Source organism: Rahnella victoriana, assembly GCF_021276285.1.
Classification (GTDB): domain Bacteria; phylum Pseudomonadota; class Gammaproteobacteria; order Enterobacterales; family Enterobacteriaceae; genus Rahnella; species Rahnella victoriana.
Map to the genome: position 1 here is coordinate 3,633,615 of NZ_CP089919.1, position 14,025 is coordinate 3,647,639.

The window sequence follows — 14,025 nt, forward strand, 5'->3', positions numbered from 1 at the left end:
AACTGCAGACCTGAATATGAAGGGTATTAAGAAATAAGGTGCCGGTCAGGGCTGACACCTAACGAGGTTATCCATGTTTAAGCACATCCGTGTGTCCACCTGCATGTTTTTGTTATTGATAGTGTTCTTTGTAATGCAACTGGTTAACAGCGGATTATCGCTGCAGGCTGCCCACACGGATAAAATGAATTTTGAACAGATATCCAACACCACGGAACAACGCGATGCGCTGAGCCAGACCTGGTCTTATCTGCTGCAAACCCGTAATACCCTGAACCGTGCAGCAACACGTCTGGCGCTCCAGCAACCGCAGGACAACATCACTCAGCTGATAGCGGATGCCAAAAGCAGCCTGAAAAATGCCGAAGATTCTTATGCCGCGTTTCTGGCGCTACCACGCAGAACCGAAAAAGCCGCAGAACTGACCACCGTGAACAAAGCCAGTTATCAGGCGCTGCATGACATGTTGCAGACGCTGATTAACCTGCTGTCCACCGGTGACATGAATGGCTTCCTGAACGGTCCGGCACAAAAATATCAGGATCAGTTCCAGAAAGATGTCGGCGATTATGTCGCCTACGTGGGCGGACGTTTCCAGCAAGCCAAAGCGCAAACGGCGGCGTCATACCAGAACGTTATGATCAACACCTCGGTGGTGCTGGTATTGCTGATTGCCCTCACCGCGCTGGCGCTGGTCGTTACCCGCCGCATTCTGTTTACGCCGCTGACCGTGATGCGCGGGCATTTTGACCGTATTGGTGCCGGTGATATCTCCGCGCCGATCACGGTAGAAGGGCGCTACGAAATCAAAGTCATGCTGGAAAGCCTGCAACAGATGCAGAAGTCGCTGGCAGACACCGTCCGTACCGTCCGTCACGGGGCTGACACCATGTTCTCCGGTCTGAAAGGCATTGCCGCCGGCAACACTGATTTATCTTCCCGTACCGAGCAACAGGCGTCGGCACTGGAAGAAACCGCAGCCAGCATGGAACAGCTGACCGCTACCGTGAAGCAGAATGCCGAGAACGCCCGTCAGGCGACACAACTGGCGCGTGATGCGTCGAACACGGCTGAAAAAGGCGGCGAACTGACCGGCAATGTGGTGAAAACCATGAATGATATTGCGGGCAGCTCGAAGAAAATCAGCGCGATCACCAGCGTCATTGATGGCATTGCATTCCAGACCAATATTCTGGCACTCAACGCGGCGGTAGAAGCTGCCCGCGCCGGTGAGCAGGGACGTGGATTTGCGGTGGTCGCCGGTGAAGTGCGCAGTCTGGCACAACGCAGTGCTCAGGCCGCGAAAGAAATTAAAGCCCTGATTGATGAATCTGTCAGCCGTGTCAGCCAGGGTTCAACGCTGGTGGAATCCGCCGGGAATACCATGGATGACATCGTGCGTGCAGTAACCCGTGTCACCGACATTATGGGTGAAATCGCGTCGGCGTCTGACGAACAAAGCCGTGGGATCGAGCAGGTTTCGATTGCCGTGACGCAAATGGATCAGGTTACGCAGCAAAACGCCACGCTGGTTCAGCAGGCTGCTTCTTCCACGCATGCGCTGGAAGTCGAGTCTGAAAATCTGACCCGGGCAGTATCGGTGTTCCGCCTGGCCTCTGCGGACGGAGCGGTTTCACGCCGTGGCCTGCAGGCTCAGGGCGTAACACCTCGCCAGGTGGCGCAACCCGCGTTACTTCCGGCCACCGCGCGTGCGGGTTCGGCAGATAACTGGGAAACCTTCTGACAGGGTCATCTGATGAAAAGTCAGCGGATGAAGAGTAATTGGGTACCCGTAACACCACCTGTCCATTAATGGAGCTGCACCATGAATCAACCAGGCTCGCCAATGAGTGCTGATAACACCTCGATCATGGCACAGATGATCCAGCGTTTACCGCTGTCCGATACCCATTTCCGCCGGATCAGCGAGCTGATCTATCAGCGCGCGGGTATTGTGCTGGCGGATCACAAACGCGAAATGGTCTACAACCGCCTGGTCCGGCGGTTGCGGATCCTCGGGCTTAATGATTTCGGCAGCTATATGGCGCTGCTGGAAAATGACAGTAACAGTCCGGAATGGCAGGCGTTTATCAATGCGCTGACCACTAACCTGACGGCATTTTTCCGCGAAGCGCATCACTTCCCGATCCTGGCGGAGCATGCCCGTTCGCGTCCGAATAATTACAGCGTCTGGAGTACGGCGGCGTCGACCGGCGAAGAGCCGTATTCCATCGCCATGACGCTGAGCGAAGCACTCGGGCCGCGCATGGCAAACTGCCGCATTCAGGCCAGTGACATCGACACGCAGGTGCTTGAGAAAGCCACGGCGGGCGTGTACCGGCTGGAAGAGCTGCGCACGCTCAGCCCGCAGCAGTTGCAGAAATTTTTCCTGAAAGGCACCGGCCCGCACAGTGGTCTGGTGCGTGTGCGTCCCGAACTGGCGCAAATGGTGGCTTTCCAGCAGCTGAATTTGCTGGCAAACCAGTGGCAGCTGAACGGTCCGTTTGATGCAATTTTCTGCCGTAATGTGATGATTTATTTCGATAAAGAAACACAGGAGAAAATTTTACGCCGATTTGTTCCGTTACTTAAACCGGGTGGCCTGATGTTTGCCGGACACTCCGAGAACTTCAGCCAAATCAGCCGGGAATTTTATTTGCGCGGTCAGACCGTCTACGGCCTCGCCAAGGAGAGGTAATGAATAAAATCAGAGTGTTGAGCGTCGATGACTCGGCGTTAATGCGTCAGCTGATGACTGAAATCATCAACAGCCACCCGGATATGGAAATGGTGGCGACCGCGCCGGACCCGCTGGTGGCGCGCGATCTCATCAAAAAATTCAACCCGGATGTGCTGACGCTGGATGTCGAAATGCCGCGCATGGACGGACTGGATTTTCTGGAAAAACTGATGCGCCTGCGCCCGATGCCGGTGGTGATGGTCTCCTCGCTGACCGGTAAAGGCTCGGAGATCACCCTGCGTGCGCTGGAACTGGGGGCGATTGATTTCGTCACCAAACCGCAACTGGGGATCCGCGAAGGCATGCTGGCCTACAGCGAGATGATTGCCGACAAGATCCGCACGGCCTCGAAAGCGCGTCTGAATAAAAGCGTCAACATTGATCAGCCGCGCATTCTCAGCCATACGCCGCTGCTGAGCAGTGAAAAGCTGATTGCCATCGGGTCGTCTACCGGCGGAACCGAAGCCATCCGCCATGTGCTGCAACCGCTGCCGCCGACCTGTCCGGCGCTGATGATCACCCAGCATATGCCACCGGGCTTTACCCGTTCTTTTGCAGACCGTCTGAACAAGTTATGTCAGATCACGGTGAAAGAGGCGGAAGACGGCGAACGTGTACTGCCGGGCCATGCGTATATCGCGCCGGGCGACCGGCATATGGAGCTGGCGCGCAGTGGTGCCAACTATCAGGTTAAGTTGAACGACGGTCCGGCGGTGAACCGCCATCGTCCGTCGGTCGACGTATTATTCCGTTCGGTGGCGCAATTCGCCGGACGCAATGCCGTCGGGGTGATCCTGACGGGAATGGGCAATGACGGAGCCGCCGGCATGCTTGAGATGCACCGCGCAGGGGCTTACACCCTTGCACAAAACGAAGCCAGCTGTGTGGTGTTCGGTATGCCTCGTGAGGCTATCGCCACGGGTGGCGTAAACGAAGTGGTGGATCTCAGCCAAATCAGCCAGCGGATGCTGGCACAAATATCAGCCGGTCAGGCATTACGTATTTAATTTTTCAGCCTTGCGCTGGGTAGCAAACCTTAGGAGTAGATAAAACATGGCCGATCCAAATCTGAGATTTTTGGTAGTAGACGATTTCTCTACCATGCGTCGTATCGTTCGCAACCTGCTGAAAGAGCTGGGCTTCAACAACGTTGAAGAAGCGGAAGACGGTGTCGATGCACTGAACAAACTGCGTGCCGGAGGTTTTGACTTCGTGGTATCCGACTGGAACATGCCTAACATGGACGGTCTGGATCTGCTGAAAACCATCCGTGCTGACGGCGCACTGTCCAAACTGCCGGTGCTGATGGTGACGGCAGAAGCGAAGAAAGAAAACATCGTTGCCGCCGCACAGGCCGGGGCCAGTGGCTATGTTGTGAAACCTTTCACCGCCGCCACGCTGGAAGAAAAGCTGGGCAAAATCTTCGAAAAACTGGGCATGTAGGAGTACATATATGGCAGAGATACCAATGCCTGCAAATGATGCAGCCACCGCGGGCGATATTATCGCCCGCATTGGGCAACTGACCCGTATGTTGCGTGACAGTATGCGTGAACTTGGCCTGGATCAGGCCATTGCTCAGGCGGCAGAAGCGATCCCGGATGCCCGGGATCGTCTGGACTACGTGGTGACCATGACGGCTCAGGCGGCTGAACGCGCCCTGAACTGCGTCGAGGCCGCACAGCCACGCCAGAACAAACTGGAGTCGGGTGCCAAAAAACTCGACAAGCGCTGGGACGAGTGGTTTGAAAATCCGATTGAATTATCGGATGCCCGCGAACTGGTCACGGACACCCGCAGCTACCTGAAAGAAATCCCTGAGCACACCAGCTTCACCAATGCTCAGTTGATGGAAATCATGATGGCGCAGGACTTCCAGGATCTGACCGGTCAGGTCATCAAACGCATGATGACCGTGGTACAGGAAATTGAAAATCAGCTGTTAATGGTGCTGATGGAAAACATTCCTGAACAACAGGTTAAAGCCAAGCGCGAAAATGACAGTCTGCTGAACGGCCCGCAACTCGACGCCAACGGCGTCGGTGTGGTGGCTTCGCAAGAACAGGTTGATGATCTGCTGGATTCATTAGGTTTCTGATGAAGAACGTGTTGTGCCCATCCGTTTCCTGCGAAAGGAGGCGGATGGGATGTTGGCTCCCTTTGCTGTATTTTCCTTCCTAAGTCCCCGCAAAAGCGTTACGTCACGCTTAACTCCAATATTTTTTAAAATATTTTGCCCTTCGGGGATCCGGTATTCTTAATATTATCCGGGAAATATCCTGCATCATAAATAAGGCAGATCTGGCATCGGGCACGGCTGAATTTATCCGATGCGCTTTATCTTAATTTTATATCAGAAAACTCCTGTGACATAGGTAATGGAACGGTTGATTTTGCTCGTTTTATGTCATTTCAGGTGTATTGCCCAATTAAAAAACCGCCGCTACAATGCGCCGCATCCGACAATGAAAGCCTGAATGTTTCTGTTCTGGGTAATTATTTCGGAGCACAGGAGGACGTGTTTTATCATGTTTTTCTGTGCGGGGATTCACTGGAAACAGGTCAGTGAATAATATCCCCAAACTATTTTTATATTAACTCTGACTAAATAAGGATATCACAGATGAAAAAGATCAACATGAATGAAGCAAGCGCAATTGTTGGCGGTACCACGACTTGCGTAAACAGCTTTGAATTAAACCTGGTGGGTGATGCAACCGTTTGTAATGCAGTGAAAACTTGTACTGACAAAAATGGTGTTGTGACTAAAACCTTCACCGCTGCAGCCATCATCAACTGCGGTAACGTAGGCTGAGAAACATTTGTTTCTTATTAAATCAGACTAAATAGTTTTACTGTTTATCTGACAGGGCGTTGTATTACCTTTACAACGCCCGCCTGATATTTCCCCGGTGAGCGTCGCGTATTATTATTTCAGGATGAAAAGCCTCCCATGAAAAAAAGAATTCTGCCCATTCTGGCGTATACCGTTTTTGTCGCAGTTATTTCAGCGCTGATTACGACAGCCTGGATCCATTACCTTGTACGCAACCAAACCAGCGATGACGGACAACAGGTTCTGACGTCGCTGTCGGCGGATAAATTAGCCAAAAGTCCGATTACGGATGGGCAAGATATTATTGAAATCTTCTCATACGGTTGTCATTACTGTGCATTAAACGAAAAGAATGTTGAGGCGCTGGAAAAACGTATGCCAGCGGGCAAGAAACTGGTTCGTCTGCACTTCAGCCTGGATAATCAGGGCGGACTGGCGCGCTTTGCACCGGTATTTGCCACATTGCAGGTGATGGGCATTGAAGAAGCCCACCGTGAAAGCGCCTATGACGCGGTCATGAAAAATCACATTGATTTAGGTGATCCGGCAAAACGAGATGCGTGGCTGGCAGAGAATAAGATTGATGTCGATGAATACCATAAAGTCAGTCAGTCGGCAGAAGTCAAAGACCTGCTCGATTATATGACCCGCGTTTCACAGTATTACGACATTAATGCGACCCCGACCTTTATTGTGGCCAAAAAATGGGTAGCGATTCAGGATCGTGATTTTCCGTCATTCTCTGACAAATTACTTTCTATTTTGAAGAATGATCAGGCGCCGGAGAAATAATGAAATTCGTTGCCCTGTGGTGCGCGCTGTTTTGGAAAAACCTCACCGTCAGATGTCAGTGGTTTTTGTATAAACTCCGGCTTACTGGCTACAGGGCGCATTGTTTATTATTCCGGCACATGCATTATCGCGTTATTTTTGCTTTGTCCCACGTCAGCCGCTATTTAGGGCTGACAGGGCGTGATGTGAAGTTACGGGCGGCGGTCGCGCAGTCTAACCGTCAGTGTCTGATGAATGACAATAAGAAATTTGATTATATCTGGCTGACCCAGCGGCGACAGCTGCTGATTCAGGCGGTGACCTACGGACAGAATCGCCGTGCATTACGTGAGCTGGCCGACTGCTCGGCCCGGCTCAATGCGGTGGTCGAGCCGCTGCAACGCGCCGGTCAGCCGGTGATCCTCGCGCCACTACACATGGTGTCGGACGTACTCAGTACCATGGTCGGTGCCGCGGCGTTTCCGGGTAAAGCAACGGTCATTACCTCGCGCAGCGCGGATGCACATTCCGCAGCGGAACGGCAACTGGGTGGCGTCGATCTGACCTATTGTTCAATACATGAAGATAATAAAAATATTGCCGGGAATCTGATGACGTCGGTCATGGAGGCCGCCGATAACCAGCGGAATATTATTTTATTCCCGGATATCACGCCTGATTTCACGCAGTTCGCCAGTAAAGACAAAGCTGAAAAATTATCCTGCCGGATATTTGGTCGTCCCGCCAGTTTACACAGCGGTATTATCCGGCTGGCACGAATGATGTCTGCGAAGGTGATTTTTTATCATCTTTATTATGACAAAGGTTTGAATATCGTTATTCATGACCCGGTCGGTGCTAAAGAATTAAAAGAAAAAATGCCGCACATTATTGAACAAAGTATTCGTGAACACTCAACCGACTGGATGCTGTGGCATTCGCATTCGTTATTTTTTATTAATGAATGAAAACCCATCCGCAACAGCGCAGCGATATTACTGAAAAGAACAGGGCGTTTTAAGGTATCGATTATGGATAATATTATTCCTAAGCTGGTTTATCAGGCAGAAACGAACGAATGCGCGCTGGCCTGTGTTTCTATGCTGGCGGAAACTCAGGGCATCAGCGCACCGCTTGAAGCGTTACGCGAACGTTTCCCGACATCGTCCCACGGCACCGCGCTGTCGACCCTGTGCGACATCTTATCTGAGCTGGCGATCCCGGCGTATCCGGTGGCGTTTGATTTCGATGAGCTGGCAGAACTGCCATTACCGGCCATTTTGCACTACGGTGCCAGTCACTATGTCCTGCTGGCCTATCGTCAGGGCAGCTATGTCTGCGTGATGAATCCGGCGATTGGCGAACAGCTTCTGCCGGTTGCCGCGCTCAAATCTGAAATCAGCGGTTACGCGGTGGTGCTCGATCAGGAGGCGCCGCGCACTGCGCAGACAGCAGAAAAACAACCGCGCACGCGTCGTTTCCGTGCGCTCGAATGCATGAGCCTGAAACAAACGGCGGCGATCCCCGGTATTTACAAGCTGATGTTGCTGGCATTCCTGGTGTCACTGACCTTGTTCATCATGCCGGTAATGGTCAGCTCGGCAATCAACAACGTTTTCTCTTCCGGCGGCAAAACCGAATTCCCGTATTTCTATTATCTGCTGGCCTTCGTGGTCTCGACGCTGCTGGCGTTTATTGTGCGCAGCGTGACCGAGCGGTTTATCAAACGTTTTGTCGTGATGCAAAGCGTCAGCGGTTTTGCCCGGTTGCTGAACAACACGCTTTCGTTCTTTGAGAAGCGCAGCCCCGGCGAAATCTACAGCCGTTTCTCCAGCTGGCAGATGGCGGCGGCGCAAAAAATCGAGCTGGATAACGGCCTGCGTGTGGACTGGGTGGTCGGTGTGATTGCGCTGGCAGTGATGTGCTATATCAGCCCGTTGCTGGCCGGCATTTCCGCCATCGGCGTCACGCTGATGGGGCTGGTCAGCGTCTGGGCGATTTTCCGCGACCGCCATTACACCCAGCAGATTCAGGTAAAGAGTGCAGAACAAAGCGACTTCCTGCTGGAAACGATTCAGGGTTTCGCCACGCTCAAATCCGCCGGGCTGAACAGCCAGCGTCAGGCGGCATTCGCCGGATATGCGCTGTCGCTGTTTGACTGCCGCCAGAAACAGAAAGTGTACGAGCAGGTGAAAAGCAGTCTGTATCAGCTGATTGGCAGCCTCGAGATGGTGTTCTTTATGCTGCTGGCGCTGCCGTTGCTGAAAGATAACCGGATTTCACTGGGTGAATTCTTCGCCTACAGCTTTGTGCGCCAGATTTTTACCGCTTACATCACGCAGATTTTCTTCTCTGTGCTGCAAAAGAACCAGCTGCACGTGATTGATACCCGCGCCGCCGATCTGTTCCCGCCGGTCAGGGAAGAGGCCGCCGGTGACGTGCTGCCGCCTGTCCGCTTCAGCCAGCAGCTCAGCTACCGGGCACTTCAGTTTGCTTACGATCCCGGTAAACCGGTGCTGGATCACGTGTCGCTGACGGTGCGTCAGGGCGAAACGCTGGCGATTGTCGGTGAGTCGGGCGCGGGGAAAAGTACGCTGCTGAAAGTCATTACAGGGCTTATCGAGCCTCAGGGCGGAGAAATCCTGGCCGACGGACACCCGGTCAGCAGCCGTCAGGCACAGAAGCTGTTCTTCCTGCAAAGTCAGGAGGACATCCTGTTCAATACCAGCGTTCTGCAAAACATCACGCTGTTTGATCGTGAACACGACGCGCAAAAACAGCTGCGTATCGATAAGTCGCTGCGCGGGCTGAACCTGACGGAGGTGATCGACCGTCTGCCAGGCAAACAAAACGCGCTGATCCGTGAAAGCCATCCCGCGCTGTCGCTGGGGCAACGCCAGCGTCTGATGCTGGCGCGTGCGATGTACAGCGATTGTCCGGTGATGGTGCTGGATGAGCCGACGGCCAATCTCGATGAAGAAACGGCGCAGCAGGTGATGCAAACCCTGATCAGCCATTGCCGTGAATACGGGAAAACCCTGATCACCGTGACGCACAGTGAAACCGCGCTGTCCCTGTTTGACCGGGTCTGTGTGATGAGAAATGGCCGCGTAGCGGCGACAACGGGGGCTGTGATTTCCGTTATCACTCCGCAGGGAGAACCGGCGTGAGTAACTCAGTCAGACACATCGCCGCCGGACGCCGCAAGGTCATTTATACGCTGATCATTGTGTTGTTGATCCTGCTGGCCGGGGCTGCGTACGGCATACACCGCATGATGTCCGGCACCGCCGCGCCGCAGGTTTCGCAGGCTATCGGCCGCGGGGATATCGAAAAAACCGTACTGGCGACCGGTATCCTCAAGCCTTCCGCGCAGGTCAACGTCGGTGCGCAGGTCAACGGTCAGTTGAAAAAACTGTATGTCCGTGCGGGCGATCGCGTTACCAAAGGCCAGTTACTGGCGGAAATCGACCCGACTCTGCAACAGAGCGAACTGCGCAAATCCGAGGCGGAACTCGACAGTGCCGTGGCGCAAAAACAGGCGTCGCTGTACACGCTCAGGCAATATCAGCTGGAGCTGAAACGTCAGTTACAGATGGATCGCGACGGCTCAGGCACCAAAAGTAATCTCGAGCAGGCGCAGGCTAAAGTCGATACCCAGAAAGCGCAAATCAAAGTCAACGAAGCGCAGATTGTGCAGGCGCAGATGGCGCTGGAAACAGCGAAAGCCAATCTGGGTTATACGCGGATCCTGGCACCGGTGGACGGACAGGTGCTGGGCATCGTCACCAAAGAAGGGCAAACCGTGGTGTCCTCGCAGACCGCGCCGACCATTCTGGTGCTCGCCAACGTCGATACCATGACCGTGCAAACCCGTATCTCAGAAACCGACATCCTGAAAGTGCATCCCGGCCAGCCGCTGTGGTTTTACGTGGTCGCCGATCCCAAACATCGTTATCAGAGCGTCATGGGCACCTTGCAGGACGCGCCAAACGACGCCTTACAGGATGAAAGCACCAGCAGCCAGACTCAACAACCTTCTGCCGTCTATTACAACGGCGTGTTCAGCGTGCCGAACCCCGGTCATTTGCTGCGCACCTCAATGACCGCGCAGGTCTTTATCATCACCGAACAGGCTAAAAATGTGCTGCGTCTGCCGGTGATGGCGCTGGGTCAGCCACTGGGCGATGACCGGTATCAGGTGCAGGTGGTGAACGGCGATAAGACCGAACCACGGGTGATCCGTGCGGGCATCAATGACCGTCAGTTTGTCGAAGTGAAAGACGGGTTGCGCGAAGGTGAGCAGGTGGTGGTGATGCAAAATGAGGCTGTGACGGCAAATGGCTAATTCTCCGGTCATCGAACTTTCGCATATCTCCCGCCGTTTTGGTGAGGGCAACGCTGCCGTCACGGTGCTCAAAGACATTTCCCTGCGCGTCAATGCCGGGGAAATGCTGGCGATTATCGGCGCGTCCGGTTCGGGTAAATCGACGCTGATGAACATTCTCGGTTGTCTGGATAAGCCGTCGGAAGGCGAAATGCGCATTATGGATGTGCCTGCGCATGTGGCGACCAGCGAACAACTGGCGCAATTGCGCAGCCAGTATCTGGGCTTTATTTTTCAGCGCTATCACCTGATGCCGTATCTCACGGCCCTCGAAAACGTCACCATTCCGGCGCTGTATACCGACATGCCCGCGGCGGCGCGTCAGGCGCGGGCGGAACATTTGCTTAACCGGTTAGGCCTTGGCAACCGCATGAATTACCGGCCTGCGCAGCTTTCCGGCGGGCAACAGCAACGCGTCAGCATTGCGCGGGCACTGATGAACGGTGCGCCGGTGATCCTCGCCGATGAACCGACCGGCGCGCTCGACAGCACCAGCGGTCAGGAGCTGATGGCGATTTTGCATGGCCTGCATCAGGCGGGGCATACGCTGATTATCGTCACCCACGACCGCAGCATTGCCGAACAGTGCCAGCGTATTGTCGAAATCCACGACGGCGAGATTGTCGCGGATCGCATCAATCCGGTGATGCAGCAGGGCAAATCTCAGGGGTTACCGGCCATTGCCGCCACCGGACGCACGCCGCTGTGGCAGAGCCTGAAAGAAGCGGTGCGCATGGCGTGGCGTTCCCTGCTCGGGCACCGGATCCGCGCTTTTCTTTCCATGCTCGGCATCATTATCGGCATCTCTTCGGTGGTGTCCTCAATGGCGGTGGGCGAGGGCGCGCGGCAGAGCATTCTCAGCCAGATAAGCCAGCTTGGTACCAGCACCATCGAAATTCAGCCCGGTCTGGGCTGGGATAAACCGCGTCCTGATTTTGAACGTTCCCTGACGCTGGAAGACGTGGATTTGCTCGGCAGACAGCCGTACATCGACAGCCTGTCGCCGGTGGTGAGCAAAACCGTCATGGCGATCCGTGGCGGTAAGCAGGTGCTGGTGTCGTTGTCGGGCGTCAGTAACGGATTCTTCCGTGTGCAGGGGCTGAATTTTATAGCCGGAAACCGTTTTACGCCGCGCGATCTCGATGACCGCGAACCGGTGGTGATCATCGACCCGAATGTGCGCAGCACGCTGTTTCCCGGACAGGATCCGCTGGGCGAAATTATCCAGCTTTCCGGCGTGCCTTACCGGGTGATCGGCGTGGCGGATAAAAAAGGGCCAAAGTATATCGGCGAGCAGCTCGGCGCGTGGATCCCTTACACCTCGCTGCTCGAGCGCATGTCGGGGGATACGCCGCTGCAATCCATCACCCTGCGCATTGCCGACGGTTACCCGACGGATGTCGCCCAGCGCAACGTCGAACAACTGATTGATGCGTCGCATGGTAAACGCGATTTCTTCACCATGACCAATGATCAGCTGACGAAAACCATCCGTAAAACGTCGGAATCCATGACGTTACTGATCACCGCAATTGCCGGAATTTCGCTGCTGGTGGGCGGTGTGGGCGTGATGAACATCATGCTGGTGTCGGTGACGGAAAGAACGCACGAGATTGGCATTCGTCTGTCGGTTGGCGCACGTCCGGCGGACATCATGCGTCAGTTCCTGATTGAGGCGGTGGTGATTTGTACCCTCGGCGGTCTGACCGGCATTGTCGGATCCGGCGTGGCGGGGCTGATTTTTTCTCAGGTTACGCAGGAATTCACCATGATTTTCACCTGGCCGCCGATCCTATTAGCCTGCGGTTTCTCGGCGCTTATCGGACTCGGCTTCGGCTTTTTCCCGGCACGCAACGCCGCGCGTTTGCATCCGACAGAGGCGCTGGCACGCGAATGAACAAACTGAATTTACTCTCAATGGCGGTGATGACGTTACTGCTGACCGGCTGTGGTCAGGCGCTGAAAAGCGAATACCAGCGGCCGATGCTGTCAGTTCCGCCAACCTGGCGCGTGCAGGATACCGGCGAAGGCGTGGCGAAATTTTCTCCGCACTGGTGGGATAACTTTGATGACCCGCAGTTGTCACGGCTGATTGTTTCCGCATTGCAAAGCAATAACGATCTGGCGCTGGCGGGCATTAAACTGCGGCAGGCGCTGCTGACGGCGGGACTCTCAGATCTGAATCAGACCCCTGATTTCTCCGCCAGTGCATCGGCCAGCAACACCAAAAATATGCGCCGCGACACCACGCCGGTCGAAAGTTACGCAAACTCACTGTCGGCCTCTTATGAGCTGGATCTGTGGGGAAAACTGGCGCGCACCCGTGAGCAGTCCGACTGGCTGGCAAAAGCCTCGGAACAGGATTTGCAGGCCACGGCGCTGACGCTCATTGGCACGACTTCACAGCTTTACTGGCAGATTGCCAGCCTCAATCAGCAGATCAGTAATTTGCAGCAAAGTCTGGCGATTGCCCGGGAAACGCAGGTGATGGTGACCTCGCGCTGGAAGGCCGGTGATCTCGGTCAGCTGGATTATTTGCAGGCACAGCAAACGGTTTTGAGCCGCGAAAACAACCTGCGCGATTTGTATCAACAGCGCGATGAAAACCGTAATGCACTGGCGATTTTACTCAGCCGCCCGCCGGGGCAATACCCTGCGGAGCGTCAGTCGCTGGATATTCATCAGAGCGTGCCGGTGGCGCAGCGTTTACCGCTTGACGTGATCGCCAGAAGGCCGGATGTACAGTCGGCTGAACTGAATCTGCGTGCGGCGCTGGCCGGTTCGGACGTCGCCCGGCTGAGCTTTTATCCGTCGCTGACGCTCAATGCGTCGCTGAATGCCGGGGCTTCGGTGTTTCAGCAATGGTTCAGCAATCCGGCCAGAACGCTCGGTTCTGCGCTCGACCTGCCGTTTATCGAATGGAACAAAGTGCGGCTGACCGTTGAACAATCCGGTCTGGATGTGCAAACCGCGGCGATTCAGTTCCGCAGCGCGTCCTACAGCGCGTTGCAGGATATCGACAATGCCATGTCGCAGCGCCTGACCTATCAGCAGGAAAAACAGCGACAGCTGCAAGATCTGGCATTAAGTCAGCAGCGGCTGGCACTGGTGGAAAGCCAGTATCGCCACGGTTCGGTGGTGTATCAGACGCTGCTCGACGCGCAGAACACCTTGCTGGACAGCCAGAACACGCTGGTCACCACGCAATATAACTACCTGTATTCCACGATGAAACTCTGGCTGGCGCTGGGGGGCGGGGAAGACAACACATTGAGTCAACAAGGATAAAGC

12 protein-coding genes are annotated in these 14,025 nt (G+C 54.8%); all 12 read left to right on the forward strand.

Translation table 11 applies throughout. The features are described 5' to 3' along the window. Nucleotides 1–73 precede the first annotated feature (73 nt). The 12 genes from J9880_RS16815 to J9880_RS16870 all read left to right on the forward strand — a co-directional run bounded on the left by J9880_RS16815 (nucleotide 74) and on the right by J9880_RS16870 (nucleotide 14,022). Entirely contained in the window at nucleotides 74–1,744 is a 1,671-nt protein-coding gene (locus J9880_RS16815) for a methyl-accepting chemotaxis protein (protein ID WP_119822394.1), read from the forward strand. 81 nt (nucleotides 1,745–1,825) lie between these two features. Further along, nucleotides 1,826–2,698, forward strand: a complete 873-nt coding sequence (cheR, locus tag J9880_RS16820) for a protein-glutamate O-methyltransferase CheR (RefSeq protein ID WP_095922328.1) — start codon at nucleotides 1,826–1,828, stop codon at nucleotides 2,696–2,698. Then, the gene (locus J9880_RS16825) at nucleotides 2,698–3,747 is read left to right on the forward strand and encodes a protein-glutamate methylesterase/protein-glutamine glutaminase (protein ID WP_095922327.1); all 1,050 of its coding nucleotides are present in this window, start codon (nucleotides 2,698–2,700) and stop codon (nucleotides 3,745–3,747) included. Before cheR ends, J9880_RS16825 begins: the two co-directional genes overlap by 1 nt. A 46-nt stretch (nucleotides 3,748–3,793) precedes the next feature. After that, nucleotides 3,794–4,183 (forward strand): chemotaxis response regulator CheY, encoded by a 390-nt coding sequence (gene cheY / locus J9880_RS16830; protein ID WP_095922326.1) that lies wholly within the window; start codon nucleotides 3,794–3,796, stop codon nucleotides 4,181–4,183. Nucleotides 4,184–4,193: 10 nt separating this feature from the next. Further along, the gene (cheZ, locus tag J9880_RS16835; RefSeq protein WP_095922325.1) at nucleotides 4,194–4,838 is read left to right on the forward strand and encodes a protein phosphatase CheZ; all 645 of its coding nucleotides are present in this window, start codon (nucleotides 4,194–4,196) and stop codon (nucleotides 4,836–4,838) included. A gap of 525 nt (nucleotides 4,839–5,363) precedes the next feature. Further along, complete coding sequence (locus J9880_RS16840; RefSeq protein ID WP_095922324.1) at nucleotides 5,364–5,555, forward strand: DUF4762 family protein; 192 nt, start codon at nucleotides 5,364–5,366, stop codon at nucleotides 5,553–5,555. Nucleotides 5,556–5,693: 138 nt separating this feature from the next. Then, on the forward strand, nucleotides 5,694–6,368 hold the full coding sequence (locus J9880_RS16845; RefSeq protein ID WP_095922323.1) for a DsbA family protein: 675 nt from the start codon (nucleotides 5,694–5,696) through the stop codon (nucleotides 6,366–6,368). A gap of 185 nt (nucleotides 6,369–6,553) precedes the next feature. Beyond that, complete coding sequence (locus tag J9880_RS16850; RefSeq protein ID WP_232769651.1) at nucleotides 6,554–7,315, forward strand: lysophospholipid acyltransferase family protein; 762 nt, start codon at nucleotides 6,554–6,556, stop codon at nucleotides 7,313–7,315. 63 nt (nucleotides 7,316–7,378) lie between these two features. Continuing rightward, nucleotides 7,379–9,517, forward strand: a complete 2,139-nt coding sequence (locus J9880_RS16855) for a peptidase domain-containing ABC transporter (protein WP_195817224.1) — start codon at nucleotides 7,379–7,381, stop codon at nucleotides 9,515–9,517. After that, nucleotides 9,514–10,695, forward strand: coding sequence for an efflux RND transporter periplasmic adaptor subunit (locus J9880_RS16860; protein ID WP_408637208.1), 1,182 nt, complete (start codon nucleotides 9,514–9,516; stop codon nucleotides 10,693–10,695). The genes J9880_RS16855 and J9880_RS16860 overlap by 4 nt, the downstream gene beginning before the upstream one ends. After that, on the forward strand, nucleotides 10,688–12,631 hold the full coding sequence (locus tag J9880_RS16865) for an ABC transporter permease (protein ID WP_232769652.1): 1,944 nt from the start codon (nucleotides 10,688–10,690) through the stop codon (nucleotides 12,629–12,631). The genes J9880_RS16860 and J9880_RS16865 overlap by 8 nt, the downstream gene beginning before the upstream one ends. Continuing rightward, the gene (locus J9880_RS16870; protein ID WP_119822397.1) at nucleotides 12,628–14,022 is read left to right on the forward strand and encodes an efflux transporter outer membrane subunit; all 1,395 of its coding nucleotides are present in this window, start codon (nucleotides 12,628–12,630) and stop codon (nucleotides 14,020–14,022) included. Before J9880_RS16865 ends, J9880_RS16870 begins: the two co-directional genes overlap by 4 nt. Nucleotides 14,023–14,025: the final 3 nt, after the last annotated feature.

Coding starts and splice junctions, on each gene's coding strand:
- J9880_RS16815 (WP_119822394.1), top strand. CDS start 74: ATGTTTAAGCACATCCGTGTGTCCACCTGCATGTTTTTGTTATTGATA.
- cheR (WP_095922328.1), top strand. CDS start 1,826: ATGAATCAACCAGGCTCGCCAATGAGTGCTGATAACACCTCGATCATG.
- J9880_RS16825 (WP_095922327.1), top strand. CDS start 2,698: ATGAATAAAATCAGAGTGTTGAGCGTCGATGACTCGGCGTTAATGCGT.
- cheY (WP_095922326.1), top strand. CDS start 3,794: ATGGCCGATCCAAATCTGAGATTTTTGGTAGTAGACGATTTCTCTACC.
- cheZ (WP_095922325.1), top strand. CDS start 4,194: ATGGCAGAGATACCAATGCCTGCAAATGATGCAGCCACCGCGGGCGAT.
- J9880_RS16840 (WP_095922324.1), top strand. CDS start 5,364: ATGAAAAAGATCAACATGAATGAAGCAAGCGCAATTGTTGGCGGTACC.
- J9880_RS16845 (WP_095922323.1), top strand. CDS start 5,694: ATGAAAAAAAGAATTCTGCCCATTCTGGCGTATACCGTTTTTGTCGCA.
- J9880_RS16855 (WP_195817224.1), top strand. CDS start 7,379: ATGGATAATATTATTCCTAAGCTGGTTTATCAGGCAGAAACGAACGAA.
- J9880_RS16865 (WP_232769652.1), top strand. CDS start 10,688: ATGGCTAATTCTCCGGTCATCGAACTTTCGCATATCTCCCGCCGTTTT.
- J9880_RS16870 (WP_119822397.1), top strand. CDS start 12,628: ATGAACAAACTGAATTTACTCTCAATGGCGGTGATGACGTTACTGCTG.